This is a genomic window from Flavobacterium sp. UMI-01, assembly GCF_019656315.1.
Lineage (GTDB): Bacteria > Bacteroidota > Bacteroidia > Flavobacteriales > Flavobacteriaceae > Flavobacterium.
On the sequence record NZ_BPLU01000007.1, the window covers coordinates 170,965 to 196,419 of the forward strand.

The 25,455-nt window shown below is 32.3% G+C and carries 25 protein-coding genes; 14 read left to right on the plus strand and 11 right to left on the minus strand.

Features of this window, described 5'->3' with window-relative positions; genetic code table 11:
- The first annotated feature begins 12 nt into the window (after positions 1 to 12).
- Together K5R64_RS04035 and K5R64_RS04040 are read left to right on the plus strand one after the other, a co-directional pair.
- Entirely contained in the window at positions 13 to 1,296 is a 1,284-nt protein-coding gene (locus K5R64_RS04035; protein WP_220761143.1) for an AAA family ATPase, read from the plus strand.
- Positions 1,293 to 1,979 carry a retron system putative HNH endonuclease gene (locus K5R64_RS04040; protein ID WP_220761145.1) on the plus strand — a complete coding sequence of 229 codons (687 nt, stop codon included), beginning with the start codon at positions 1,293 to 1,295 and terminating at the stop codon, positions 1,977 to 1,979. The genes K5R64_RS04035 and K5R64_RS04040 overlap by 4 nt, the downstream gene beginning before the upstream one ends.
- 86 nt (positions 1,980 to 2,065) lie before the next feature.
- On the opposite strand, the gene tatA is transcribed toward K5R64_RS04040, so the two are convergent.
- Entirely contained in the window at positions 2,066 to 2,245 is a 180-nt protein-coding gene (gene tatA, locus K5R64_RS04045) for a twin-arginine translocase TatA/TatE family subunit (RefSeq protein WP_220761147.1), read from the minus strand.
- A gap of 486 nt (positions 2,246 to 2,731) precedes the next feature.
- On the opposite strand from tatA, the gene recA reads away from it, so the two are divergent.
- The 4 genes from recA to K5R64_RS04065 all read left to right on the plus strand — a co-directional run bounded on the left by recA (position 2,732) and on the right by K5R64_RS04065 (position 6,273).
- Positions 2,732 to 3,739 carry a recombinase RecA gene (recA, locus tag K5R64_RS04050; protein ID WP_220761149.1) on the plus strand — a complete coding sequence of 336 codons (1,008 nt, stop codon included), beginning with the start codon at positions 2,732 to 2,734 and terminating at the stop codon, positions 3,737 to 3,739.
- Positions 3,740 to 3,924: 185 nt separating this feature from the next.
- Positions 3,925 to 4,335: a membrane lipoprotein lipid attachment site-containing protein gene (locus K5R64_RS04055; RefSeq protein ID WP_220761151.1), complete on the plus strand. Its 411-nt coding sequence runs from the start codon at positions 3,925 to 3,927 to the stop codon at positions 4,333 to 4,335.
- Positions 4,336 to 4,351: 16 nt separating this feature from the next.
- Entirely contained in the window at positions 4,352 to 4,900 is a 549-nt protein-coding gene (locus tag K5R64_RS04060; RefSeq protein ID WP_220761153.1) for an RNA polymerase sigma factor, read from the plus strand.
- On the plus strand, positions 4,897 to 6,273 hold the full coding sequence (locus K5R64_RS04065; protein WP_220761155.1) for a hypothetical protein: 1,377 nt from the start codon (positions 4,897 to 4,899) through the stop codon (positions 6,271 to 6,273). The genes K5R64_RS04060 and K5R64_RS04065 overlap by 4 nt, the downstream gene beginning before the upstream one ends.
- On the opposite strand, the gene K5R64_RS04070 is transcribed toward K5R64_RS04065, so the two are convergent.
- On the minus strand, positions 6,224 to 7,009 hold the full coding sequence (locus K5R64_RS04070; RefSeq protein WP_220761157.1) for a 1-acyl-sn-glycerol-3-phosphate acyltransferase: 786 nt from the start codon (positions 7,007 to 7,009) through the stop codon (positions 6,224 to 6,226). The genes K5R64_RS04065 and K5R64_RS04070 overlap by 50 nt on opposite strands.
- Before the next feature lie 249 nt (positions 7,010 to 7,258).
- Between K5R64_RS04070 and trpS the strand changes: the two genes are divergently transcribed.
- From trpS to K5R64_RS04095, 5 genes are all read left to right on the plus strand, one after another.
- On the plus strand, positions 7,259 to 8,233 hold the full coding sequence (gene trpS, locus K5R64_RS04075) for a tryptophan--tRNA ligase (protein ID WP_220761159.1): 975 nt from the start codon (positions 7,259 to 7,261) through the stop codon (positions 8,231 to 8,233).
- 176 nt (positions 8,234 to 8,409) lie between these two features.
- Positions 8,410 to 9,096 carry a response regulator transcription factor gene (locus tag K5R64_RS04080; protein ID WP_220761162.1) on the plus strand — a complete coding sequence of 229 codons (687 nt, stop codon included), beginning with the start codon at positions 8,410 to 8,412 and terminating at the stop codon, positions 9,094 to 9,096.
- Complete coding sequence (locus K5R64_RS04085; RefSeq protein ID WP_220761164.1) at positions 9,086 to 10,474, plus strand: HAMP domain-containing sensor histidine kinase; 1,389 nt, start codon at positions 9,086 to 9,088, stop codon at positions 10,472 to 10,474. The genes K5R64_RS04080 and K5R64_RS04085 overlap by 11 nt, the downstream gene beginning before the upstream one ends.
- Before the next feature lie 77 nt (positions 10,475 to 10,551).
- The gene (locus K5R64_RS04090) at positions 10,552 to 11,274 is read left to right on the plus strand and encodes a hypothetical protein (RefSeq protein ID WP_220761167.1); all 723 of its coding nucleotides are present in this window, start codon (positions 10,552 to 10,554) and stop codon (positions 11,272 to 11,274) included.
- Positions 11,275 to 11,285: 11 nt separating this feature from the next.
- Positions 11,286 to 12,233 (plus strand): bestrophin family protein, encoded by a 948-nt coding sequence (locus K5R64_RS04095; RefSeq protein WP_220761169.1) that lies wholly within the window; start codon positions 11,286 to 11,288, stop codon positions 12,231 to 12,233.
- A 39-nt stretch (positions 12,234 to 12,272) separates the two neighbouring features.
- Here K5R64_RS04095 and K5R64_RS04100 read toward each other — a convergent pair whose 3' ends face one another.
- The 3 genes from K5R64_RS04100 to K5R64_RS04110 all read right to left on the minus strand — a co-directional run bounded on the left by K5R64_RS04100 (position 12,273) and on the right by K5R64_RS04110 (position 15,850).
- Entirely contained in the window at positions 12,273 to 13,283 is a 1,011-nt protein-coding gene (locus tag K5R64_RS04100; protein WP_220761273.1) for a glycosyltransferase family 9 protein, read from the minus strand.
- Positions 13,284 to 13,470: 187 nt separating this feature from the next.
- Positions 13,471 to 15,222 (minus strand): ATP-binding protein, encoded by a 1,752-nt coding sequence (locus tag K5R64_RS04105; protein ID WP_220761171.1) that lies wholly within the window; start codon positions 15,220 to 15,222, stop codon positions 13,471 to 13,473.
- Between the two features lie 22 nt (positions 15,223 to 15,244).
- A complete protein-coding gene (locus K5R64_RS04110; RefSeq protein ID WP_220761173.1) occupies positions 15,245 to 15,850 on the minus strand; it encodes a DUF4254 domain-containing protein in 606 nt (201 codons plus the stop codon).
- A 98-nt stretch (positions 15,851 to 15,948) separates the two neighbouring features.
- Between K5R64_RS04110 and upp the strand changes: the two genes are divergently transcribed.
- Positions 15,949 to 16,602 (plus strand): uracil phosphoribosyltransferase, encoded by a 654-nt coding sequence (gene upp / locus K5R64_RS04115; RefSeq protein WP_220761175.1) that lies wholly within the window; start codon positions 15,949 to 15,951, stop codon positions 16,600 to 16,602.
- Here the strand turns inward: upp and K5R64_RS04120 are convergent.
- Positions 16,597 to 17,526 carry a DUF6427 family protein gene (locus K5R64_RS04120; protein ID WP_220761177.1) on the minus strand — a complete coding sequence of 310 codons (930 nt, stop codon included), beginning with the start codon at positions 17,524 to 17,526 and terminating at the stop codon, positions 16,597 to 16,599. The two genes, upp and K5R64_RS04120, sit on opposite strands and share 6 nt — an antisense overlap.
- Before the next feature lie 132 nt (positions 17,527 to 17,658).
- On the opposite strand from K5R64_RS04120, the gene K5R64_RS04125 reads away from it, so the two are divergent.
- Positions 17,659 to 17,889, plus strand: coding sequence for a uracil phosphoribosyltransferase (locus tag K5R64_RS04125; RefSeq protein ID WP_220761178.1), 231 nt, complete (start codon positions 17,659 to 17,661; stop codon positions 17,887 to 17,889).
- Between the two features lie 189 nt (positions 17,890 to 18,078).
- Here the strand turns inward: K5R64_RS04125 and K5R64_RS04130 are convergent, their stop codons facing one another.
- Both K5R64_RS04130 and purD read right to left on the minus strand, forming a co-directional pair.
- Positions 18,079 to 19,143: a T9SS type A sorting domain-containing protein gene (locus K5R64_RS04130; RefSeq protein WP_220761180.1), complete on the minus strand. Its 1,065-nt coding sequence runs from the start codon at positions 19,141 to 19,143 to the stop codon at positions 18,079 to 18,081.
- A 244-nt stretch (positions 19,144 to 19,387) separates the two neighbouring features.
- Entirely contained in the window at positions 19,388 to 20,662 is a 1,275-nt protein-coding gene (purD, locus tag K5R64_RS04135; protein WP_220761182.1) for a phosphoribosylamine--glycine ligase, read from the minus strand.
- Between the two features lie 253 nt (positions 20,663 to 20,915).
- Here purD and K5R64_RS04140 point away from each other — a divergent pair, with 253 nt between their 5' ends.
- Positions 20,916 to 22,235, plus strand: a complete 1,320-nt coding sequence (locus tag K5R64_RS04140; protein ID WP_220761184.1) for a phenylacetate--CoA ligase family protein — start codon at positions 20,916 to 20,918, stop codon at positions 22,233 to 22,235.
- Here the strand turns inward: K5R64_RS04140 and K5R64_RS04145 are convergent.
- From K5R64_RS04145 to K5R64_RS04155, 3 genes are read right to left on the minus strand one after another with little or no spacing between them, the layout of a single operon-like run.
- A complete protein-coding gene (locus K5R64_RS04145; protein ID WP_220761186.1) occupies positions 22,210 to 22,989 on the minus strand; it encodes a glycosyltransferase family 2 protein in 780 nt (259 codons plus the stop codon). The genes K5R64_RS04140 and K5R64_RS04145 overlap by 26 nt on opposite strands.
- Complete coding sequence (locus tag K5R64_RS04150; RefSeq protein WP_255580298.1) at positions 22,990 to 24,357, minus strand: undecaprenyl-phosphate glucose phosphotransferase; 1,368 nt, start codon at positions 24,355 to 24,357, stop codon at positions 22,990 to 22,992.
- 35 nt (positions 24,358 to 24,392) lie between these two features.
- On the minus strand, positions 24,393 to 25,376 hold the full coding sequence (locus K5R64_RS04155) for a UDP-glucuronic acid decarboxylase family protein (RefSeq protein ID WP_220761188.1): 984 nt from the start codon (positions 25,374 to 25,376) through the stop codon (positions 24,393 to 24,395).
- Between the last annotated feature and the right edge of the window lie 79 nt (positions 25,377 to 25,455).

Sequence of the window (25,455 nt, forward strand, 5' to 3'; positions counted from 1 at the left end):
ATTGAAAATAAAATGGAAAATAAAAAAGTAGTGGAACAGGAAAATAAAGAGCATTCTTATTTCTATTCATTAGAATTAGAAGGTATTAACTGTTTTAAGGATAATCAGACTTTAGATTTATCAGACGAACAAGGAAATTATTCTCCATGGACAATTATTTTGGGTGATAATGGGACTGGGAAAACTACTTTGTTGAGAGTTTTAGATAGAATGCAGCCAGTGGAATCTACACACGAAAACCAATTATTTTCCAACCCAATATTTGCTTTTGAATATATTTTAAAAAATTCAATGCTTGATGATTCAAAAGCAAAGCTATTCATAAATAAGAATGATTCAAAAGCATATTTATCTATACAATTAAATCACGGAAACGCTGAAATATTTGGTTATAAAAACACAAACTCATTTTTGATTTCTTATGGTGCGTCTCGAAGAATGAGTAAAAACACAAACCTTTCTAAATTAGGTGAAAATAAAAATAAAAACACATCTCTTTTTGATGAATCTTTAGAACTTCTAAATGCCGAAGAATGGTATCTTCAAAAATTCTTAGCTTATTCTACTGCTGATAATGGTATAAAAATAAAATTAGAACAACAATTGTCATTGATAAGAAAAGTTCTTATCGATTTTCTTCCAGATGTTTTAGATTTAGGAATTAAAGAAATTAAAACCGTAAACGACAAATCATCTTTAGAAGTTAAAATAAACGAAAATGAATGGATAAACTTGCGAGATTTAAGTTTTGGCTATCAAACACTAACGGCATTACTAGTTGATATTGCTTCTAAAATGATGGAACAATATCCAAATAGCCTCAATCCATTAGAAGAACCTGCAATTATTTTGATTGATGAAATTGATTTGCATTTGCACCCTAAATGGCAACGAACGGTAATTGATAAATTATCTCACCATTTTCCTAAAGCACAGTTTATCGCTACTTCACACAGTCCTTTAATTGTTCAAGCGGCTTTAGATAAGAAAGCCAATATTGTGGTTTGTAGAAAAGAAGGGGATAAAGTTGTTATTGACAATGATCCAGATGAAGTGAAAGGATGGAGAGTTGACCAAATTTTAACTTCGGATTTATTTGAAGTTGAAAGTCCAAGATCTAAAATTACTCAAGAAATGTTAGACGAGTACATGATTTTGAAAGGGAAGTCAAACCTTACTAAAAAAGACAAAGAAAAAATAGATGAGCTTGCTCCAAATATTGAAAAAGCGTATCCAAAGACAAAATCTGATTTGGATGATAAATTATCCAAGTTTGCTGAAAAATATTTAAAATGATACAGGTTGCAAGAATCCAAAAACCAGAGGTTTTAGTTCAAAATGCTAAAAACTGGACTGTTGAATATTTGAATGCTAAAGCAATATATGATAACTCAAATACTCCTGAGAATAAAAAAACATTTCAAAACATAGAAAAACGCTATAATCATCTTGAAGTTAAAACTTCTTTGAAGCAAATGTTTAAAAAGAAATGTGCTTTTTGCGAAAGCCATATAACTCATGTAGATTATGGTCAAATAGAGCATTTTAAACCTAAATCTAAATATCCTGATTTATGTTTTGAATGGAATAATTTTTTACTTTCTTGCTCAATATGTAATGGAAAAGCGAATAAGGGGGATAAGTTTCCTTTAGCACAGGAAGGAGGACCTTTCATCAATCCAGTAGATGAAAATCCTGAAGATTTTTTAAAATTTGAGTTTGATAATACAACGAAGACTTTTTTAATTTTTCCAAAAAATAACAGAGCTGTAACTACCATAAAAGAACTAGGCTTAAATAGGGATGATTTAGTTGAGTATAGAACAATTGAATTATTTAAAATAATGAATATTCTCGATTTAATTTTGGATAAAAATCAAGATGAGGTTTTAGAAGAATTTGTAGATATGTTTACTGAAAAAGATCAATACTATGCTTTTATTAAAGCAATATTTAAAAAGATAAAAAATGAGAATTAGTCAACTAATTTTAAAAAATTACTTAAAAAAACCCCAAATTCTAATACATTATTAGAGTTTGGGATTCAAATAAGAAACGATATTTCTTATTTAGTTTCTTCTTTGTCTTCTTTTTTATCAGTAGCAGCATCGTCTTTGGCAGCGTTTTTAAATTCTTTAAGACCGCTTCCTAAGCCTTTCATTAATTCTGGAATTTTTTTACCTCCAAAAAGTAATAAAACCACTGCTAATATAACTAGGATTTCTGTAACTCCAAATCTTCCCATGATTGAATAATTTATGCCGAAGCCTATTTGTAATAAATCTAGCTACAAAGGTAAATAGAATTCCTTAATACAAACTCACTATAGGGCAATTATTTATAAGTGGTGAAGTTAAAAATTTATTAAAAAGCGATGTCTTATACGCTCAAAACCTTTCAAATTCGCAATAATGCTTCTATGCTAATTTTTATAAAATGGATATCTAAAAGCAATATCTCTTATTTTAATACTTGAAACTTTCAGCACGAGCATTATTAAAGCTAATATGAGCTAAGTTCAATGATGCTAACAGTCTCAAAGCAAAAGTGGCAGGTGAAATGCTCACAGAAAAAGAAAAAATATTTTTGAAACTTAAATTTTTAGACAAAAAAAAGAAGTATTTTTACGGAGCTTTTTAAATAATAATAAGCTAAATTGATAATATAAAAGTCTTTGTAATCAATTTATTAAGTAAAAAAGAATAGATAATTAATATAGAATAAAGAGACGATGAGTTCAGAGAAAGAAGCCAAATTAAAAGCGTTACAATTAACGCTAGACAAATTAGACAAAACCTACGGTAAAGGGACAGTGATGAAAATGGGCGATAAGGCTATTGTAGAAGTAGAGTCTATTTCGTCAGGTTCATTAGGAGTGGATTTAGCACTTGGAGTAGGTGGATATCCTAAGGGACGTATTATTGAAATATTTGGTCCTGAATCTTCGGGTAAAACAACCCTTACTTTGCATGCCATTGCCGAGGCTCAAAAAGCAGGTGGTATTGCCGCTTTTATTGATGCTGAACATGCTTTTGATAGAAATTATGCAGAAAAATTAGGTGTTGATATCGAAAATTTAATTATTTCCCAACCTGATAATGGAGAACAAGCTTTGGAAATTGCTGAAAACTTGATTCGCTCAGGTGCTATTGATATTGTAGTTATTGACTCGGTTGCTGCTTTGACACCTAAGAGTGAGATTGAAGGTGAAATGGGAGATTCTAAAATGGGATTACACGCTCGTTTGATGTCACAAGCCTTAAGAAAACTTACAGGAACTATCAGTAAAACGAATTGTACCGTATTTTTTATCAACCAGTTAAGAGAGAAAATAGGGGTAATGTTTGGAAACCCTGAAACTACCACGGGTGGTAATGCCTTGAAATTCTACGCATCGGTACGTTTAGATATACGTCGTTCCACTCAAATTAAAGATGGAGAAAATGTTCTGGGGAACAGAACCAAAGTAAAAATTGTTAAAAATAAAGTTGCACCACCATTTAAAACCGCAGAATTTGACATCATGTATGGAGAAGGAGTTTCTAAAACTGGTGAAATTTTGGATTTAGCAGTAGAATTTGAAATCGTTAAAAAATCAGGTTCTTGGTTTAGCTATGGTGATACTAAATTAGGTCAAGGACGTGATGCGGTGAAATCCTTAATCAAAGACAATCCAGAATTAGCGGAAGAATTAGAAGAAAAAATTAAAGCTAAAATCAAAGAGATAGGCGATAACTAATTGTAATTTTTAATAAAGTACTAAATGCTCGAGTGACAAATTCGAGCATTTTTTTTTATCTTTAACTGAGGTTTTCTTTATGAAATCTCTACCAACAGCATTTTTTTTGAAAAAAGACGCAACCTTTTTCAATTCTTTTCATCTTAAGAAAAGACAATTATTATTAACCTTAAAATATTGAAAAAATGAAAAAGATTTTATTCCTTTTAGTCGCTATGATAGCTTTTACGGGCTGTACTCTTGATGATAATAATGATACTTATACTTATAGCATATTACCTGTTGAAAGTTATGAACTTCCAGAAACATTTACATTAGGCGAAACGTATGAAATAAAATTAAAGTATCAAAAACCTACTGGATGTCATTTGTTCCAAGGCATTTATTACAGCAAAGAATTAAATACTAGAACCGTTGCTATTCAAACTGCTGTAAAAGACAATGAAGTATGTACGGCTGAGGTGCCAGCACTTTCAGAAACATCTTTTAATTTTTTAGTTACTAATACGGGCTCGTATATCTTTAAATTTTACAAGGGAAAAGATACCGATGGTGAAAATATTTTTGAGGAAGTAGAAATTCAAGTAGCAGAATAATTCATTCCCGTTTTCAGTGGTAGTAGAAGAGCTTATAAAAGAATGTAAAAAAAATAACCCCAAAGCACAGGAACAATTATATAAATTGTTCGTGAAAAAGCTCTTTGGGGTTTGTTTGAAATATTCTAGTAGCTATGCTGATGCCCAAGATAATTTACAAGACGGATTTTTGATTATTTTTCGGAAAATAGATCAATATTCAGGAAAAGGCTCTTTTGAAGGTTGGTGCAAACGGATTATGATTAATAATGCACTCCAAAAATACAAAGGCATTCATATTCTTGAAGTTTTAAACGAATCCATACCCGAGGTCGAAATCGAAGTAGAATGGGAAGAAGAAAACTTTTCGATAGACTATCTGATGGAAATTATTCAAGAACTTCCACATCAATACCGCATGGTTTTCAGTCTCTATGTATTAGATGGGTATTCTCATCAAGAAATTAGCGAAATGCTTGGAATCTCAACAGGAACAAGTAAATCTAATTTACATCGCGCTAGACTCTTATTAAAAGAAAAAATTGAAAACAGAAAAAATAATCCTCTAGAATCATCGGCACAATGAAAGAGAGAAAAAATATAGACCGATTGTTTCAAGAACAGTTGAAAGATTTTGAAGCAAGCCCTGATGAGCAAGTTTGGCAAAACATTGCTTCAGAACTCCATAAGGATAAGAGAAAAAAACGTATTATCCCTTTTTGGTGGATGTATTCTGGCGTGGCCGCATTAGTTGTAGTAGGTTTTTTTATTTTTAATACATATAAAAATCAAACTATATTACCTGTTGATAATCCAGTAGTAATTCAAGAGATTCCTGAAAAAATACGCAGTATTCCTGAGCAAAATAATTTGAAAAATAAAGCCCTTCCACATACTCTTACCGAAAAAAATACAGCAAATAAAACGCAAAAAACAACTGTTTCAACTGTTGAAACAGTTGCCATAACAAGTACCCATACCAATGGAAACTCGAATTATAAAAATACGTCTCCATCTTTGAGTACACCAACACAGATAACGGCTATAAAACAAGAAGTTCCGTTGAAAAACAACCCTTTTGAAACACTAGAACCCACAACAGAAAAAGGTATAGAAAATAATAATAAAACACAAAATGATATTGCGACTACTAATTTGAATGATGTTGTTAAATCTCCCGAAGAAACAAATCCATTGGAAGAAATTTTAAACGAAAAAACACAAAAAAGAAATGATTTGGCCTCAAATAATAAAGGCAAATGGCAAATCACTCCTAATGTGGCTCCGGTGTATCTTCAAGCTAATTCGGGAGGTTCAGCAATTGACAATCAATTTTCGAACAATGAGAAAAGTGGAGAAAGTAGTTTAAGTTATGGATTAGGAGTACGCTATGCTGTAAACTCAAAAATAATGCTGCGAACCGGAATAAATAAGGTAGTCTTGGGATATAATACTAATGATGTTGTTTATACTCCAGGATTGGCCTCTAATAGCATAGCAAGTATAAATTACAATTCGGCAAATTCAGCTGTAGAAGTAACCAATCAGGAGAGTTTTAATTCCTTATCAGCAGTTGAAAAAAACATTCAAAAAACAGAAAATGGTGCTATCAACCAAAAAATGGGATATTATGAGATGCCTTTAGAGATTTCGTATGCGCTTTTAGACAAAAAAATTGGTATCAGTTTGATTGGAGGATTTAGTACTTTATTTTTGGACGAAAATAAAATTTCATTGGTTTCTTCTAATTCTAATGTCGAACTTGGGGAGGCCAATAATCTAAGTAAGGTGCATTTAAGTTCTAATTTTGGCGTTGGATTCAAGTACCAATTAGTCCCTTCGCTCCATTTTCATTTTGAACCAACGGTTAAATACCAATGGAATACTTTTTCATCAAATGCAAACAATTTTAAACCTGTTTTTTTAGGGTTGTATTCAGGGGTGAGTTATCGTTTTTAAAATTAAAGTGAAGCAATTGGTTTAAAATAATACCATAAGTCATTTCACGAAGATTTTTTCGGTCTAATGATGTTTTTCCTTTCGTTTCAATGGGAGAATGAATTTTTACTCTCATTAAACCTGGGCTGCCACTGAAAAAAGTATAGGAAAAACGTTTTTTATTATCACCAAAAGTAATGGGTACAATTGGGATTTGATGGTCAATGGCTAATCGAAACGCACCGTCTTTAAAAGTATCTAATATTATGGATTCATCATCAGGTACGCCTCCTTCAGGAAAAATGCACACACTTAGTCCCATATTTAATCTTTTTTGAGCTTTTTTGAAAACATCATTTTTGCTTTTGGAACAATTTCTATCCACCAAAATACAAGTACGTTTGTAGAAAAAACCAAACAGAGGAATTTTGGCTAATTCCTGTTTGCCCACAAAAACAAAAGGATTTTTAACCACTGCTAGCATCAACATGATGTCAGTCATGGAGGTATGATTGGCCACAATCATATAACTTTTTTTGGGGTCTAATTGAGACTCTTTTTCAATTTTATAATAAAATCCCATTCCAAAAAGGATAAATTTTGCCCAAATTCGTGCCATCTTAAAAAAATAAGGATAGCTTTTGTAAGAAAGAATAGAAAGAACCAAAAATGGGAAAAGAATCAAGATGGGTATTGCCATCAAGACATAGAACCAAATGCGCCAAAGAATCCAAAAAATAGATGTAATGATTTTCATAGTTTCAAAAATACTTTTTTTAACTGTAAAGTTTATAAAGAAAAAATATTTAACCCTAATGTTAGTATAACCGAAAAATTCATAAAGTAAAGATTTACTTCTACATTTTTTAAACATTGCGTATGTTGCAGTAAAGAAATACCTCTACTTTTTTTAAAAACTTAAAACACTTTTCGACCTTTGCGATTAAAAACAAAACTTGACTATTGCAAAAAACTTTACGTACTTTGCGATTAAGAAAAATACACAATGGCAAAAATACTTACGGGTGTTCAAAGTACCGGAACTCCACATTTAGGCAATTTATTAGGAGCAATTATCCCTGCAATTGAATTATCAAATAATCCCGAAAATGAATCGTTTCTTTTTATTGCCGATTTACATTCGATTACTCAAATTAAAAACGGTGAAACTTTAAGCAACAATACATATAGTACAGCAGCGGCTTGGTTAGCTTTTGGATTAAATACAGATAAAGTGACTTTTTACAGACAATCAGATGTGCCACAAACCGCTGAATTGACTTGGTATTTGAGCTGTTTCTTCCCTTACCAACGTTTGACTTTGGCGCATTCTTTTAAAGACAAATCAGACCGTTTGGATGATGTGAATGCAGGATTGTTTACTTATCCTATGCTGATGGCCGCTGATATTTTGTTATATGACGCAGAGGTTGTTCCAGTGGGTAAAGACCAATTGCAACATCTTGAAATCACGCGCGATGTAGCTTCTCGCTTCAATCACCAAATGGGGGAAACCTTTGTACTTCCGGAGGCTAAAATTCAAGAAAATAGCATGTTGATTCCAGGTACAAATGGAGGTAAAATGAGTAAGTCTGCTAATAATATTATCAATATTTTCCTCAATGATAAGGCGTTACGCAAGCAAATCATGAGTATAGAAACGGATAGTACACCTCTTGAAGAACCTAAAAATCCAGATACTTGTAATGCCTTTGCCATTTATTCTTTATTGGCTTCAACCGAACAAATCGAAGCCATGAGAGCGAATTACCTAGGTGGAAATTACGGTTATGGCCATGCTAAACAAGCTTTGTTTGAATTAATTGTTGAAAAATTCAAAACAGAAAGAGAACGGTACAATTATTATATGGACAACCTTACTGAAGTCGATGCTTTACTAAAAAAAGGTGCTGATAAAGCGGGAATTGTCGCTTCAGGAGTATTGAATAGAGTACGAGAAAAATTAGGATTTAGCGCTTAAATAAACCTTAAAATAGCAACTAAATTTTGTTTAGTTAAAGACAAAAGCTTCGATTAAAAAGTCGGAGCTTTTTGTTTTTATGAATACAACACTTCTTAATTATATCATAATTTTAATTTTTAGCATTTCCATTATTTGAAGCAATCACTATTTTTGTTTATAATGCAATCATTACTATGAAATTACTCATTGTCGAGGACGAACCTAATTTATTGTCTATTCTAAGAAAAGGACTATCAGAAAACAATCATGAGGTCAGTGTTTCTATGGATGGTAAAACGGCTTTGGAAATGATCGCTAATTACAATTTTGATGTTGTTATTTTGGATATTATGTTGCCAGATATCAACGGAATCGAAATTTGTAGAAGAGTTCGTTCTACCAAAAATTATGTGCCTATTTTGCTTTTAACGGCCTTAGGAACATCTGAAAATATTGTTACGGGGCTCAATGCAGGTGCCGATGATTATTTAGTCAAACCTTTTAAGTTTGGTGAACTTGAAGCCCGAATTCAAGCCATTTATAGGAGAGCTAATCAGCAAAATGAAAAAATAGAAAATGTTACCATTGGAGATTTATCTATAAATCCCAAAGCTAAGACGGTTGAACGCGATGGAGTTTCAGTGGTGTTAACAGCAAAAGAATTCAAATTATTGTATTATCTGGCTCGCAACAAAGAAATGATTGTTTCCAGAGAACAGATTTTAGAAAATGTTTGGGATATTAATTTTGATATGAACACGAATGTAGTCGATGTGTATATCAATTATTTAAGAAAAAAAATTGACAAACCTTTTGAACAAAAATTAATTCACACCATCAAAGGATTAGGATACGTTATTAAACTACAAGATGAACATTAGAAAAAAAATTGTTTTTACTTATGTAGGTTTGTCCACATTAAGCACTTTGCTTTTATGTGTGCTTGTGTTTATCATGTTTCGTCAAAACAACCAATATCATTTTTTAAAAAGACTAGAAGACAGAGCTAAAATTGTAGCTTCGATTCATTTTCAAAATGATCCTGAAAAAATTAAATATTATAGCAATCTTAAAAAAAATGGTCTCGAAGAATTAATCCAAGAGGAAGAATACGTACTCAAGGTAAATAGTGAAAATAGTTTTGAATACAATATCAATCTTAAGGTTCCTAACGAATTTTTTTCTAATATTCTTCAATCTGGAAAAGACTGGTATGAAATCGATAATAAATATTATTTAGGCCAAATTTTTACCGAAAACAATCAAAAATACATTGTGATTGTTGGGGCAAGAGACCGCATGGGTAAAAACACCACAATTTTTATCGTGCGTATTATGGTCTTTGGTGGTATTGGATTTTTGTTATTAGCTTTTGTATTTGGACGTATTTTAGCCCAACGCGTTTTTTATCCTGTCGCACGAATTACCAAAGAAGTAAAACGCATCAGTGCCTCTAATCTTCATAATCGATTGCCTGAGATTAAAAATTCGCCGGAGTTAGCTGACCTGACTGCGACTTTCAATGATATGTTGGACCGTTTAGAAACTTCATTCGAAATTCAAGCCAATTTTATTAATAATGCTTCGCACGAATTAAAAACGCCCATTACAACGATTATTGCCGAAGCAGAAATCATGCTCTTAAAAGAACGTCAACCTGATGAATACATTCAATCTTTAGAGAATATTTACAATCAAGCTTCTCGACTAGGAAACTTAACCGAAAGCCTATTAAAGCTTACGCAAACGGGCTATGATGGAAAAAAACAAGTACAAGATATTGCTCGAATTGATGAAGTTTTATTAGATGTAAAGTCCGATATTGATAAAATATATCCCGAAAATCGTGTGAGTATCAAACTTAATTTGGCTCCCACCGATTCTAATTTACTCTTGATTCCCTGTAACAAACCCTTATTGGAATTAGCCATCAATAATATTATTACAAACGGTGTTAAGTATTCGGATAATAATGAGGTGTTTGTAGTACTTACTGCGACTAATGATGTTATAAAAATTACAATAAACGATATTGGAATTGGCATACCACCAGAAGATTTTCCGTATTTGTACGAACCTTTTTTTAGAGGTAAAGTTGCGGCAAAATATATTGGTTATGGATTAGGACTTCCCTTGGCGATGAAAATTATCCGAATGCACGAGGGAGAGCTTCAAGTGCAATCCGAACAAAATAAAGGAACTATCGTCACTATTTTGTTCAAAAAATCAAACATTAAAAATTCTAATCTTGATTCTTAGGAAATTCTAATTTTAACTTAAGCGCATTCTAATAATGGAAGGATTAATTTGTAGGTATAGACTAAAAAATTATACTTATGAAAAACTTTTTAATTCCTACTACGTTAGAATCTGATACTATTGCAGCAGTAAAATCAGCTATTGGTCAAGCCCATCAAAATGGCAGCGAAATTATTTTAATGTTGACCACTGAAACGCCAGATACTTTTTCTTCTTCCCACTTTTTACGTGAAATGAGAACAGGACTAACTTCAAATCAAGAAGAAGTTCTAGAAACTTGTCGCTATATCGTTGAGCATACTAAAAACTGTAAAATTAAAGTTCATAACCAATGCGGTTTATCATCGTTAATCTTCAAAGGATTGATTGATTTTTACGCCATAAAATTGATTATTTTTCCCCATTCTTATAAGCAGGAAACCAAAAGAATTCATCAGTATTTATTTCAGTTAGCAACCAATCAAAAATGTCCTATTCTACATTTAGGTTTAGAACAAAATGAAGGTAACTTTAATAAAGCGCTTTATATTGAAAATCGTGATGCTCAAATTTCAATTGAAAATATTCAACAGTTTTTAAATGAAAATTTTCCTTTAGAAATTGTAAGCAAATCACCCAATTTTGAAGAAAACTATAATGAAGTTGCCTTTTATTTGACAGAAGCCATCTCAAAATATAATATTGATATGCTTGTTGAAACGAGAAAAAGACAAAAAATAAAATTCAGACGCAGTAAGAAAGAGGATTTCAACGAAAAGTTAGGAATTCCTGTTTTATCTCTTTATGAAGAACTAGTTTAATAATTGATAGTATGTTATTAAAGAAAAAAATCCCATTGAAATATGTTCTTGGAAAAATAAAGCTTGAGTTGGCATTGGTATTTTCTTATACCGTATTATTTGAAATTTTTCATCATTATTTTATTAACGTCAATGTTGAAATTCCTATTGCGGTGCCAGCTATTATTGGGACTATTATTTCGCTATTACTAGCTTTTAAATCTAATCAAGCCTACGACCGCTGGTGGGAAGCAAGAATCATTTGGGGTTCTATTGTAAACGAATCTAGAACCTTAGTAAGACAAATAATTACTTTTTACAAAGATCCCGATTTTTCAATCGAGGCTAATGATTTCAAAGAGAAATTTGCCAAAAGACAGATTGCTTGGTGTTTTAGTTTAGGTGAATCCCTACGCAATGGTGATGCCATCAAACCAATAAAACATTTGCTCACAGAAGAGGAGTTGCGTTTTGTAAAAAATCACAAACACATCCCCAATGCCTTATTAGTGTTACATGCCAAAGATCTCCATAGAGCACGAAACCAAAAGCGAATCACCACCTATCAACAAGTTGAAATTGACAATACTTTAACCCGTTTATGCGATGCGATGGGGAAATGTGAGCGAATTAAAAATACCGTTTTCCCCACGACTTACAGCATGTATATTCATTTCACATTGTGTTTGTTTATTATGCTATTGCCATTTGGTCTTATCAGTTTATTGAGTTGGTTTGCTGTTCCATTAATCATGACCATTGCAGCGGCCTTTTTTTTAATCGAAAAAATGGCTATTCATTTGCAAGACCCATTTGAAAACAAACCCACAGATACACCCATGACTACCATTGCCAATGCAATTGAAAAAAATTTAATGCAAATGGTGAATGAATATCGGAATGAATTTGAAATTCATGATGAGGTTTCCGCTAAAAATGAATCCATCAAAATGGAGCGACAAACCTACTTTGTTTTATAAAATAAAAAGCACGAAGAAAATAGTTCTATCGTGCTTTTTTTATGGTTCTAAGTTGTCTTCTATTTTCGCTACCACATCCAAAACTGAAATCGTTCGCATCGCCTCATCATAACCAGGAATGATTTTGTTTCCGTAAACGGAGGTAGGCAATTGGGGATATTGTTTTCTATCAGCAGTCAATGCATTTGATAAGGGTTGGTTAAAAGGCATAAATCCCGCATACGGATGGGTTGCTCCCCATAGCGTAACCACTTTTACACCTAGCATGGCGGCAATATGGGCATTTCCTGAATCCATTGAAAGCATGACATCCAAGTTACTGATGAGTTCTAATTCCTGTTTGAATTTGATTTTTCCCGCCATATTGATGACATTTGATTTACCATTAGCAAACGCATCTAAAATTTCAATTTCTTTTTTCCCTCCACCAAAAAGCAGAATTGTATGATTTGGTTTTTTAGAGAGTTCTGTAATCACCTTTTGCATCAGGTCTTGAGGATAGACTTTAGCATCGTATTGAGCAAATGGAGCGATTCCAATGAGTTTTTCAGGATTTCCTACCATTGCCTTTAAATCTTCACTTAAAGCGGCTTTTTTAGGGAATTCAGGATGATTTAAATCAATTGAGAAACCTAATTGAGCAAAAACGGTACAATGATTTTCAAACATGGTGGGTACAGGTTCAAAAATCTTATTTTCAGCTCTGGTCAGCGCTTTCTTGCCTTCACGTCCTTTATCAACCGCTGCTACTTTTTTTCCGCTTAATGCAAATAATGTTCGAACCACTTTAGAACGCAACACATTATGCAAGTCGGCAAAGGCATCAATATGTAGTTTTTTAAGTTCGCTAAACAACCGAATCAATCCTAAAAAACCTTTGTGTTTCTCTTTTTCATCAAAAGCAAAAAATGAGACGTTCGGGATTCCGTCAAAAAAAGGTTGAAAAAAAGGTCTGGAGACCACTGTGATTTTAACCTGCGGATATTGTTTTACAAAAGTCCGTAAAACAGGAACCGTCATGGCGACATCTCCCATTGCGGATAGTCTCATGACGGCTATATGTTGTGTTTTATTTGGCAATTTTTTGAATGCCATAATTTGAATACTTTATTTAAAATGTGGTAATATGTGGTGTTTTTTTGGCCATTTTTTGGCCATTTCATTTTATTTAAATTTACTGAAAACCAAGAGCTAACAAGTGAGTTGTTAACAAAAATCTTTAGTTTTCAACAATTTATTAGCCTTTTTTTGGCCTTTTTTTGGCCATTCCATTATTGTTTTCCAAATCAGAAATAGTTTTGGAAATTGCCTCTGCATACACTTCCATCTTTTTTATATAAGCATCATTAATCCTATATACAGCTCCTTGTTGTTCAAGACTTTCATTAGTAACAAATTTTTCTACTCTAGACCTTACTTGCTTTCGAGATAATTTATCTTCAAAAAGACCTACGAAATCTTTCATTTTTGCCTTTTCTTCTTTTAATAAAAATTGAAAAATAATATTAAAAACTTGACTTTCATCTAATTCTTGTAGATTATAATACTTAGCTTTTTCATCTGTAAATTCATAATAATCTTTAGACAGAATATAATAAACAGCATTTGTCTTTCCTCTTTTTTCAATAAGCTTTTTATCTAAAAGTTTAGAAACTATTTCGGCATCCAAATCATTTTTAGTTATGCCTTTTTTTATCATATTTAAAGTAATCACCTCTAAAACAGATAGTTTTTCTGATTCTGGCAACTCATCCTGTACTGCAACTATAAATAGCGCAAAAGCTCTATCTTCAATTACAGCTGATAATTTTAAATTTACTTGAAAATTATCAGATTTAGAATAATCTGGTTCTGCTTTTCCTTCTATGAGTGTATTGTAAAATATCTTATCAACACCTTGTCCAGAACGTTCTACAATACCTGTCTTTTGTAAAACATCTGCTAAAAGTCTGTTTCTGGGAGTACTTGGTGTTTTTAATAGATTATCTAAATTAACACCTATTGGAAAACCACCAGCGTTTAAAATATCTAATCTTTGAGGAAATTGTTTGATTACAATTTCTGAAGTTCTTCTATAATCTCTATGAGTAATTGCATTATTTACGGACTCTCTAATGACTTCTTCATTAAAAAAAGGAACATTAAAAATAAAAGCTCCATCCTGAATAGGAAAACTTCCGTTTCTTAAATTAATAGTATTCCAAAGTTCATCTATTATAATAAAAAAAGGTTCTGCAAATTCAATTCTATTATCAAATGAAATTTGATTTTCAAGATTTCTATATTCTAACATTACTTTAGCTTGCGGAAGCTTCTCTTGAAGAATTTCCTTTTTGGCTAAAAGAATCAAAGCTGCATTGGTCAACTTTCCATCCACAGATAGCCCCAAATCAGAGAGCATTTGACTATCAGACAATAACTTAAATTGAGGGTTATTCTGCTTTAAAGCATACTTTTCTTTTAATATAACTATTGCTCTTTCGTCTAAATCTGAAAGTAGCAGGCCTTCACAAATTTGCTCAGAAAAATCAGGCTCTTGTTCTTGAATAATTTTCAAATAGAATTCGTCAGACATCGGTTTTAATTCTTCTCCAACTCGCATTAATGCAACGTCTTCAAACTTAAAAACCTTTCCTGCTGGACGACTAGGTACTTCAATAACCAATACTCTTTTTTCTTCTTCAAATAATTCATATATAGAAGGTCTAATTCCAATATCAGTATATATTTTAGATTCTAATTCACCTATAGAACCCAAATTTTGTTTAGTCCCTACTACTTCGTGTGGATAGTTATCCGTCATCCCAATGACTAAATAACCGCCTCCTTCATTACATAAGGCAGTAACATAGCCTAAAATACATCTTCGTCTATCACTAGGTTTTGGCTTTGAACCTCCATCATAAGATATATTACCTCCTTCACCTTTTTTAAATTCAACTTTATCCTCAGATTCTTTGAGTTTTTTTAATTTTTCAATAGTTATCATAAATAAAGTTTTATCAAAAAAATTATTTCTTCCCTTGGTACAAAACAGGATTCAATTCATCATCATTGTACATTTTCATTTGTTTGTACACTTTCATGAACTTATTTCCGTTTTCAATATCGGTCAATAAATCGTCAATCGCTGTAGATAAATCAGTGCGTTGTTCTAAAAGCACATTTAGTTTTTCTTGGCACTTGTCTCTGTGTTCTTGTGACGCTTCTTCACGGGTAGCTTCTTCTTGCATGTGGTATATTTTCAACGCTAGAATAGACAAACGATCAAATGCCCACGCTGGACTTTCAGAGTTGATTTTAGCATCAACCTTAGCTACTACTTTACTGTATTTTTGAAGAAAATAACTATCGATATATTCCACCATATCTGTACGTTCTTGATTAGAAGCATCAATTTTTCTTTTCAATGTCAAAGCCGCTACAGGGTCAATATTTGGATCACGTATGATGTCTTCATAATGCCATTGTACGGTATCAATCCAGTTTTTTAGATATAGCAAATGCTCAAATTTATCCTTTGGATAAGGATTGTTGATGGGTTGATCTACATTATCAAACTGGTGATAATCTTTAATACTTTGCTCGAAAACAGAATAGGCTAATTTTGAAAACATATCGGTATATTTTATACTCGCAAAGATACTTTTTATACTTTTATAAAAAAATTAGAATGAAATTTTATCATTATAATTCATTAAGCTACTGAGTCCTTATGCAAATTCACCATTTATCCGAGAATAATAGCGTTTTGATGCATTTTTTGTGTCAAATAAGGGATGTCGCCATACAACAAGATCGCATGCGTTTTCGTAGAAATATTGAACGTATTGGTGAAATTATGGCCTATGAAATAAGCAAAGTACTTGATTATACGCCTCAGCAAACTCAAACACCCTTAGGAGTTAAAACCAGTGCAGTCATCAGTACTCCCATTGTAATTTGTTCTATTTTAAGAGCAGGATTGCCTTTTCATCAGGGGTTTTTGAATTATTTTGATGCGGCTGATAACGGATTCATTTCGGCATATAGGTACCATCCCCATCAGGATGATGCGTTTGAAATTAAAGTGGAGTATCAAGCTATAGGGAATTATGAGAATGCTACTGTGTTACTGGTGGACCCTATGCTTGCAACGGGACAATCAATCGTAGCGGTTTGTAATCAACTGAGGGAAAAAGGGGGCGCAACTCAAATACATCTTGCTGTAGTTATAGCTGCTCCTGAAGGAATCGCCTATCTTGAGCAAGAGTTGCCTTCTAATTGTCATCTTTGGATTGCTTCGATAGACGAGAAACTCAATGAACACAAATATATAGTGCCTGGACTTGGCGATGCCGGCGATTTAGCCTATGGGACTAAATTATAGTTGAGAGAAAAAAGCAAAGAAACTACACAAAATAAAAACCCCTAAAACCAATTCTTGTTTTAATTTTATTTGTGGCAATTCAATGTGATTGGTAGCCATAATGGCGAGGGGAGCAATGGTAAAAAGTAAGACATCATTACTTTTAAAAGGCGAAATAATGAAAACGGCTATTCCAATAAAAAAAGATGCTATAATCTCTTTGTAAGAAGCTTGAGTCAATACTGGTTTTGTATGTAAGGTAGCCAACATGGACACCAAAAAAAACAAAGCAATAGTGGCATAAATTGAAAAGGCTATATTTTGATACACATCATTGAAATAATCTATTTCAAAATACGTATAAGCATTGTTTTTAAGATAATCTAGCGCCTCAAAATCGAATACAATGGCAAACAGTAAAAAAAGTGTTGCTGTTGTAAAAAAAGCAATAAAAGGCAAAAACCAATTTCGGTAATCTCGCGCCACATGAAATATAATGGCAATAAAAACCAAAACAATATAAAGGATACACCAAAAATGGAATAAGGCCGCAATAAATATCCACAATGAGGCATCAAATATCTTTTCTTTGGAAGCTTTTAAAGAATGTAATGAAATCAATCTTCGTAATGCTAAAAGGACAAAAAAATTGGCGAGAATGAGGTTCAAATTATCCCAAAGTGAGGGAAAAAATGAAAAAAATAGAAAATAAAATAGTATGCCAAAACTACTGTCCTTTGAAAGGCCGTTTTTTTTTGAAATAAAGTTCGTTACAAAAACAGAAAAAAGGGTAGCCAACAAGATTCCCACTTTTTCCACTATCAAAATTGACGAATTGACCCAACTCACATCTTGAATTTGGTAAACAGAAAAGAAAACCAGTATTAAAATTACGACCAAAGAGAAATTTAATGGTGTAGATTTTTTAAAAACACTTGTTATCATAAGGATATTTTATACTTTTGTGACTGTAAATATACTATTTGTTTAAAAAGGAAGGCTTCAAGTTGAAAAGTTTCTTTTAAAAAAGGAATTTACAGTTGATTAAATTAAAAAAACAACATAATTTTTTACGATATGAAAGCATTTTTCGAAGGAATTCAATATTTATTTGTAGATATTTTATTTGCTCCTTTAGATTTTTTACGTTCACTTGAATTAGTGACTTGGTTTGGAGCCAATACCATCAACTGGATTTTTATGATTATCTGTTCAGTAGCTATTGTTTATTGGATCAAACAATTACAAATTTTTGATGAAGCAGGAACAGAGAACCAAGACACAACTGCTCATTCATTTTTGAAATAATAGCGACGTAACTACTATTAAGCAGTTTCCGAAAATAAAAAATCCTCAATCTTAAAAGTTAGATTGAGGATTTTTTTATTTGTTGAGATGAATTATAATAAATATTTTCCAATATCTCTTCTGAAATTCATTTTCTCAAATTGAATTTTATCCACATTGGCATACGATTTTTTCAAATCTTCTTGAAAATTAATCAGCTACTCTAATAATTTTCTTGTACAGGTTACTATTATTCTTAGTCACAACTCTCACTATATAAACGCCAGTAGGCACAACTGCCTCCAACATAAACGTTACATCTCCTTTTTGAAAGTTTTTAGTTTCGGTTTTCATTAGCTGTCCACTAATATTAAAAAGATACAAATTAACAAAACCGTCTTCGTCTAAGTTAAATTGTACATTGAAGGCTTCTTTAAAGGGATTTGGATATATGACCAACTCTTCTTTTTTAAATACTTGTAATCCTTGATCGGCTATAGGCTTAGAAATAACAGAAATATTATTTACTAATTTATCTGTCGTATCCGTTATAGTGTCATTTTCAGCAATAAGAGTTTGGCTATCTACAATGATTGTTTCTTTTTCTATGTTACTGTTCTTAATTGGTAAAAGCTGAGACACAATAATCTGATCGATTTCCCAAGCTCCTTTTAAACAATGTTGAAAACCTATACAATTTCCATCAATAGGCAAAATATATTGTTTATAGACTTCTTGTCCGTTAATTTTTAATCTAACAAACCCCTCTTCCTGAAGAACTTCATATCTGTTTTTAGCTTTTGGGTCAAAACCGATTTCTTCTAATTTTCTTTTGATGTTTACTTTATTAAAGTAATCCCATTTTGATTGATAAAATTTTAACCATACAAAACCATCCAAATGAATATCCAATTGGTAGAGCATTGCCTTTTCTTTAATATATCTTTTTGATGAAACACCCCATTGAATATCTAAAACATCCTTAAAATCGCCACCACTAATTTGCTTAGCATCAACAACTATGGAAAAATTTTTGGATGTATCCAAACTGTCAATCTCTTTGGAATACCACAAACATCCCCTATTATCGAAGTTTTTATGGAGTTTTTCTAAATGTAAAACTCCTTTATCAATATTTACTATAAATTCTTTTGCAGTTGGTCTTAAATCCCAAGCATTTCCATTATCGTTAAAGTTTTCATTGAGTAGAATTCTTTCTTGTCCATAACTAAGGGTTGCTAAAAAGAATATTCCAAAAACTAAGGATTTAATCATCTTACTATCATATTTTAATTGAAGTCAAATTGCAAAGCTTTAACAAAACTCTTATCTTGTACTACCTATGCCTGAACTAATTTTCGAATCAAAAATAATCTATTTTTAAGCGTTTCTCATTTTTTAAAACAAAAAAGTTGTAACCATTTTAATAGTTACAACTTTCTATTATTGTCCTTGATTAAATGTATGGTAAAAGTAATAGCTATGCTCTTCTTTATATATAAATCTAAGCTATAAGGGTTTACAATAAATCATTCCCTATATCTCTTCTAAAATTCTTTTTCTCAAATTGAATTTTTTCTACATTGGTATACGACTTTTTCAAAGCCTCTTGAAAATTCTCCCCGTAGGATGTTATTGCCATGACACGACCACCATTGGTCACTACATCAGTACCTTCTAGTTTGGTTCCAGCGTGAAATACAATTGAATCCGTCACGTTTTCTAGTCCGGTTATTTTCTTCCCTTTTTCGAAATCTTCAGGATAACCACCTGAAACTAGCATTACGGTAGTAGCGCTTCTTTCATCAATTTCAAGGTTGATTTCGTCTAATTTTTGATTGGCAACTGCCAAAAACAATTCCACTAAATCAGTTTTCAATCTTGGAATCACCACTTCTGTTTCTGGGTCGCCCATACGTACATTGTACTCAATCACGATAGGTTCTCCTTTTACATTGATTAATCCAATGAAAATAAAACCGTTATAGGTAATATTATCTTTTTGTAAACCAGCTACTGTAGGTTGTACAATGCGAGTTTCAATTTTTTGCATCAACTCATCTGTCACAAAAGATACTGGAGAAACGGCACCCATACCTCCTGTGTTGAGTCCAGTATCTCCTTCACCAATACGTTTGTAATCTTTGGCTGTTGGCAGTATTTTATAGCTTTTACCATCAGTCAACACAAAACAGCTCAATTCAATTCCGTCTAAGAACTCTTCAATCACAACTTTTTCACTAGCGGCACCAAATTTTTGTCCTACTAACATGTTTCTCAACTCGGCTTGTGCTTCTGCTAAGTCTTGAATAATCAATACACCTTTTCCAGCAGCTAATCCGTCTGCTTTTAATACATACGGAGGTTGCAAAGTAGTTAAGAACGCACAGCCTTGCTCAACAGTTTCAGCTGTAAAACTATCGTAAGCAGCTGTTGGGATATTGTGTTTTACCAAAAATTCTTTTGCAAATTCTTTACTTCCTTCTAATTGTGCACCTAATTGCGAAGGTCCAATCACAGGAATTTCCGTCAATTGAGCATCATTTTTAAAGAAATCAAAAACACCTTTTACTAATGGGTCTTCAGGACCAACTACTACCATTTGGATGTTGTTTTCCAAAACCAAGGTTTTTACGGCTTCAAAATCAGTAGGTGAAATGGCAACAATTGTGGCAATAGAGGCCATTCCTGCATTTCCTGGCGCTACAAAAAGGGTGTCACAAAGTGGACTTTGAATCATTTTCCAAGCAAATGCATGCTCTCTTCCGCCTGAACCTAGTAGTAAAATATTCATGAGTAATGTTTTTTTATTTTTTTAATGATGGTGCAAAAATAATTGTTTATAAATAAACAGATGCGTTTTCTCCTGCTAATTCGTAAATTATTGTGTTTTTTGAATTTTAAATAAACAGTTTTCTACGGAATTATCGTAAATTAATTTATTCTAAAGTCATTTTTTTAATAAAACGGTAACTTAACGAATGCTTTTTTGCACATTCATTTGTCCTGAGCATAGTTTAGTACTATTTTTGATGAAAACTTGCCCGATGTTTTCACTTTTTGATTTAACGTTACGTCTTAATCGTTTTCCAATAAAGAAAGCCAAACAAGATTTGGATAAAATTGTTCAGTTAGCTCCCAAAGAGAAAATTCAATTTATTGAAAATCACAAAAAAGCCATTGTTGATTATCATCTCCAAAACAATCCATTTTATAGAGAATTGGCTGGGGGAATATCTTCAAGCGAATGGGAAAAATTGCCTGTTTTAAATAAGCAGAACTTACAAAAGTCTCTCAAGAAGAGACTTTCTAAAGGGCATAATGTCAACAATGTATATTTAAATAAAACTTCAGGTTCTAGTGGAACACCATTTATTTTTGCCAAAGATAAATATTGTCATGCCTTGACTTGGGCCTCGAATTTTATGCGTTTTGGTTGGCATAACATCAATCTTAATTATTCCTATCAAGCCCGGTTTTATGGTATTCCTAAAGATTTTTTAGGCAATACAAAGGAACGTCTCAAAGATTTTTTAAGTCGTAGGTATCGTTTTTCTGTTTTTGATTTATCAGATGAACATTTAGAAACATTTTTGGTTCGTTTTCAATCTAAAAAATTTGATTACATCAATGGTTATACGAGTTCGATTGTTTTATTTGCTAAGTTTTTACAAAGAAAGGGGATTGTACTTAAAACGATTTGTCCTAGTTTGAAAGTCTGTATGGTAACCTCCGAAATGCTTTTTGAAAAGGACAAAAAGTTATTGGAAACTCAATTGGGAATTCCAATTGTGAATGAATATGGCGCATCCGAATTGGATTTGATTGCTTTTCAAAACACAGAGGGAGAATGGCTCATCAATGCAGAAACATTGTACGTTGAAATTTTGGACGAGAACAATGCCGTTTTGCCTTATGGAAAAGAGGGTAGGGTAGTGATTACATCATTGTTTAATAAGGCACATCCATTTATACGCTACGATATAGGAGATATTGGCGTTTTGGATGCAAACAGTACTGTTGATAAACCAATTCTAAAAAAACTTATCGGAAGAACTAATGATGTAGTACATTTTCCAAGTGGTAAAAAATCACCAGGTCTCATTTTTTATTATGTGACCAAAAGTATTATTGAAGACGATGGCCATGTTAAAGAATTTATTATCAAACAAACACAGCTAGATACATTTGAAATAAAATATGTGAGTGAAACCGAATTAAACGACGCCCAAATACAAAAAATTAAAAAGGCAATTGATTTGTACCTAGAACCTCATTTGAATTTTATTTTTATAAAAAAAGAAGTGCTTAATAGGTCAAAAAGAGGAAAACTCAAACAATTCAAATCGGCTTTGACAACCGCTTGATGTAAAAGGGTTTTATGGCTAATTGAGTAATCAAAAAAACAGCCATACACGCTAAAGCTACTGGCCAATTGTACCCATGATGGTCCTTGTACACTGCAAAATTATGTTGAATTAAATCAAATTTGGAAGCCGATAGAGAATGGGTACGCACTCTATAATAAGCCAAACTTTCAGGAACGGCATTAGCTTTTTTTATTTTTTTTAAAAGCGTTAACCAATGCATCCAATCCTGACGTTTTCTGGAAGATGAAATGGGTATTTTTCCAAAAAAATGCGTATCATAAATCCCTGTAAGATTGCCAATATAATTGCAAAAAAACAATTGCCTGTAGGTTAATTTTTGAGGAGGAACGACTCTTTTATTCATAGGGTTTCCATCTTCATCGATACAATCATAAGCAGAAAAGGTAAAAGGAACCTTATGTTTGTTGAGGAAAGCAAGTTGTATAGACAGCTTTTCAGGTTTCCATAAATCATCCGCATCCAAAAAGGCAATATACCTTCCTTGTGCTTGATTCAAAGCAGTATTTCGTGCTATTCCTGTACCTGAATTTTGGTGTAGTTCAATATATTTAATTCTAGAATCATCCTTGGCCATGGCTTTTACAATAGCCATAGTAGTATCCGTAGAAGCATCATCAACAAGGATAATTTCCCAATTTGTATGTATTTGGTTTTGTACCGATTGAATTGTTGCTGAAATGTATTTTTCAGATTGATAAGTTGGGATGATTATAGAGACCAATTCATTCATCTAAAACGCTTTTTTATCTCCCATTAAAATATTTACAATGGTTTGAAAAATGATTTTTAAATCTAAAAATAATGACCAGTTTTCAATATAAAACACATCATATTTTATTCTGTTTTCCATGTCTTTTTCATTATTAATCTCGCCTCGGTGTCCACTTACTTGCGCTAAACCAGTGATGCCTGGTTTTACACTGAGTCTCACAAAATATTTTTTTATTTTGTTTCTGTAAGCGTTATTGTGAATCCACAACTGTGGTCTAGGACCTACTATAGACATATCTCCTAATAAGACATTGAAAAATTGTGGAAGTTCGTCCAGACTGGTTTTACGTAAAAATTGTCCAATTTTAGTGATTCGAGGATCATTTCGTTTGGTTTCGTTTTCAGAGGTATCGTTGACATACATGGAGCGAAATTTATAACAAATAAATTCTTCTTGGTTGATACCAGGACGGCCTTGTTTAAAGAAAATTGGACCTTTGGATTCTAGTTTGATTAGAAGGCTAATAATAGGTACAACCCAAGAAAGAAAACAGACAATGATGATTAACGAAAAAACAAGGTCAAATAGTCGCTTGATGAATTGAACTTCGGGTTCATTAAGCACACTGTTTTTTAGTGAAAGTACTGGAAATAGTTCGTAATAATCTATTTTTAAATTCTTTGAAAAAATAGCTTTTGTATCTGGAATAAATTTTAATGTTCGGTTGTTTTCATACATAAAGCCAACCAAATCTTTTAATTTTTCATTGGATAAGTCATGTAGCGAACAGTAAACTTCATCTACGTTGTTGTCAACAACATAAGGTTTTACATCTTCAAATTTTCCCTTAATTTCTGGACCTTCTTTTTTATCTGAAAAATAGCCTAAAAATTGGTAACCATAATCTGTTCTGGAATCAAACAATTTTTTTAATTCTACTGCCTGATTGGAGTGACCAATGATAATGGTTTTTCGATTATTGCTTCCTGTGATAAGGCGGTACTCTTTTAACAAATAAAAAAGTAAAAACTTGGCTAATGCTATCGAAAGTGTACTTAAAACAAAAAAACAAAGAATAATCCATTGATTAAAAATAGCCTGTGAAGTAAATGGAAAATAGGCTATAGCCAATAAAAAAAAGATGATCTGTTGTCGGGTGATTTTAGTCGAAATTTCAATCAGTGTGGTAAAGCGATACACGTGATAAAATTTACTAAAAAAGGCAACAGCACTCCAACTCAAAAGTAAATAAGCAGTATAATTATTGACATTAAAATTAAGCCCCTTGAATAAGCAGGTGCTTAAGGTAATGATAATCAACATATCTGTAATTATACTGATGGGCCTTATGTATTTTGAATATCTACCTATACGCGTGAGTGTCATACTTTTGTTTTTAAATTGGAAAAAGTATAGGTGAGTTATTTAATATAATCAGAAAAATCTTTGTGTTCTTCTTTTGATAATTCTTCTGGCGATAAAGATTTAAAATAATCATAAGTGATTTTCATTCCTTCTGAACGACTCACTTTAGGTTCCCAGCCTAATAATTCTTTGGCTTTAGTAATATCAGGTTGTCTTTGCAACGGGTCATTTATAGGAAGTGGATGGTAAACAACTTTTTGATTGGTTCCGGTAAGTTTGATGATTTCGTCAGCAAAATCTTTGATGGTGATTTCATCGGGATTCCCAATGTTTACAGGATACACATAATCAGAATGTAACAATCTAAAAATTCCTTCTACCTGATCATCTACATAACAAAAAGAGCGGGTTTGCATGCCGTCTCCAAAAATTGTTAAGTCTTCACCTCGCAAAGCTTGTCCTATGAAGGCGGGAATAACACGGCCATCATTGAGTCGCATTCTAGGGCCGTAGGTGTTAAAAATACGCACAATTCTTGTTTCTAAGCCATGAAAAGTATGGTAGGCCATAGTAATAGATTCTTGAAAACGTTTGGCTTCGTCATAGACCCCCCGTGGCCCTATCGTATTGACATTGCCGTAGTAATCTTCGGTTTGTGGATGCACCAATGGGTCTCCATATACCTCAGAGGTTGAAGCAATTAAGATTCGAGCATTTTTAGCTTTGGCTAATCCTAATAAATTGTGTGTTCCTAGCGAACCAACTTTGAGGGTTTGAATAGGGATTTTTAAATAATCTATGGGACTTGCTGGAGAGGCAAAGTGCAAAATATAATCCAATTGTCCTGAAACATGAACATAAGTGCTTACATCATGATGATAAAATTCAAAATTTTCTAATTTGAATAAATGTTCAATGTTCTTCAAATCTCCTGTAATCAAATTGTCCATACCTATTACACGATACCCTTCTTTGATAAAACGATCACACAAATGAGATCCTAAAAATCCTGCAGCACCTGTAATAAGTATTCTTTTCATAGTTTAATTGGAGTGTATTTTGTTAAAATTACTGTAAAAAAAAGGTTTTTTGTCTAAAATAAAAAGCAAATGCGGGTTT

Bases quoted from the DNA above. Each gene is read 5' to 3' on its own strand.
- K5R64_RS04055 (WP_220761151.1), top strand. From the start codon at position 3,925: ATGAAAAAGATTTTATTCCTTTTAGTCGCTATGATAGCTTTTACGGGC.
- K5R64_RS04090 (WP_220761167.1), top strand. From the start codon at position 10,552: ATGAAAAACTTTTTAATTCCTACTACGTTAGAATCTGATACTATTGCA.
- K5R64_RS04125 (WP_220761178.1), top strand. From the start codon at position 17,659: ATGAAAGCATTTTTCGAAGGAATTCAATATTTATTTGTAGATATTTTA.
- upp (WP_220761175.1), top strand. From the start codon at position 15,949: ATGCAAATTCACCATTTATCCGAGAATAATAGCGTTTTGATGCATTTT.
- K5R64_RS04065 (WP_220761155.1), top strand. From the start codon at position 4,897: ATGAAAGAGAGAAAAAATATAGACCGATTGTTTCAAGAACAGTTGAAA.
- recA (WP_220761149.1), top strand. From the start codon at position 2,732: ATGAGTTCAGAGAAAGAAGCCAAATTAAAAGCGTTACAATTAACGCTA.
- K5R64_RS04095 (WP_220761169.1), top strand. From the start codon at position 11,286: ATGTTATTAAAGAAAAAAATCCCATTGAAATATGTTCTTGGAAAAATA.
- K5R64_RS04130 (WP_220761180.1), bottom strand. From the start codon at position 19,143: ATGATTAAATCCTTAGTTTTTGGAATATTCTTTTTAGCAACCCTTAGT.
- K5R64_RS04145 (WP_220761186.1), bottom strand. From the start codon at position 22,989: ATGAATGAATTGGTCTCTATAATCATCCCAACTTATCAATCTGAAAAA.
- K5R64_RS04140 (WP_220761184.1), top strand. From the start codon at position 20,916: ATGTTTTCACTTTTTGATTTAACGTTACGTCTTAATCGTTTTCCAATA.
- K5R64_RS04040 (WP_220761145.1), top strand. From the start codon at position 1,293: ATGATACAGGTTGCAAGAATCCAAAAACCAGAGGTTTTAGTTCAAAAT.
- K5R64_RS04080 (WP_220761162.1), top strand. From the start codon at position 8,410: ATGAAATTACTCATTGTCGAGGACGAACCTAATTTATTGTCTATTCTA.
- K5R64_RS04155 (WP_220761188.1), bottom strand. From the start codon at position 25,376: ATGAAAAGAATACTTATTACAGGTGCTGCAGGATTTTTAGGATCTCAT.
- K5R64_RS04150 (WP_255580298.1), bottom strand. From the start codon at position 24,357: ATGACACTCACGCGTATAGGTAGATATTCAAAATACATAAGGCCCATC.
- trpS (WP_220761159.1), top strand. From the start codon at position 7,259: ATGGCAAAAATACTTACGGGTGTTCAAAGTACCGGAACTCCACATTTA.
- purD (WP_220761182.1), bottom strand. From the start codon at position 20,662: ATGAATATTTTACTACTAGGTTCAGGCGGAAGAGAGCATGCATTTGCT.
- K5R64_RS04100 (WP_220761273.1), bottom strand. From the start codon at position 13,283: ATGAGACTATCCGCAATGGGAGATGTCGCCATGACGGTTCCTGTTTTA.
- K5R64_RS04105 (WP_220761171.1), bottom strand. From the start codon at position 15,222: ATGATAACTATTGAAAAATTAAAAAAACTCAAAGAATCTGAGGATAAA.
- K5R64_RS04070 (WP_220761157.1), bottom strand. From the start codon at position 7,009: ATGAAAATCATTACATCTATTTTTTGGATTCTTTGGCGCATTTGGTTC.
- tatA (WP_220761147.1), bottom strand. From the start codon at position 2,245: ATGGGAAGATTTGGAGTTACAGAAATCCTAGTTATATTAGCAGTGGTT.
- K5R64_RS04110 (WP_220761173.1), bottom strand. From the start codon at position 15,850: ATGTTTTCAAAATTAGCCTATTCTGTTTTCGAGCAAAGTATTAAAGAT.
- K5R64_RS04035 (WP_220761143.1), top strand. From the start codon at position 13: ATGGAAAATAAAAAAGTAGTGGAACAGGAAAATAAAGAGCATTCTTAT.
- K5R64_RS04120 (WP_220761177.1), bottom strand. From the start codon at position 17,526: ATGATAACAAGTGTTTTTAAAAAATCTACACCATTAAATTTCTCTTTG.
- K5R64_RS04085 (WP_220761164.1), top strand. From the start codon at position 9,086: ATGAACATTAGAAAAAAAATTGTTTTTACTTATGTAGGTTTGTCCACA.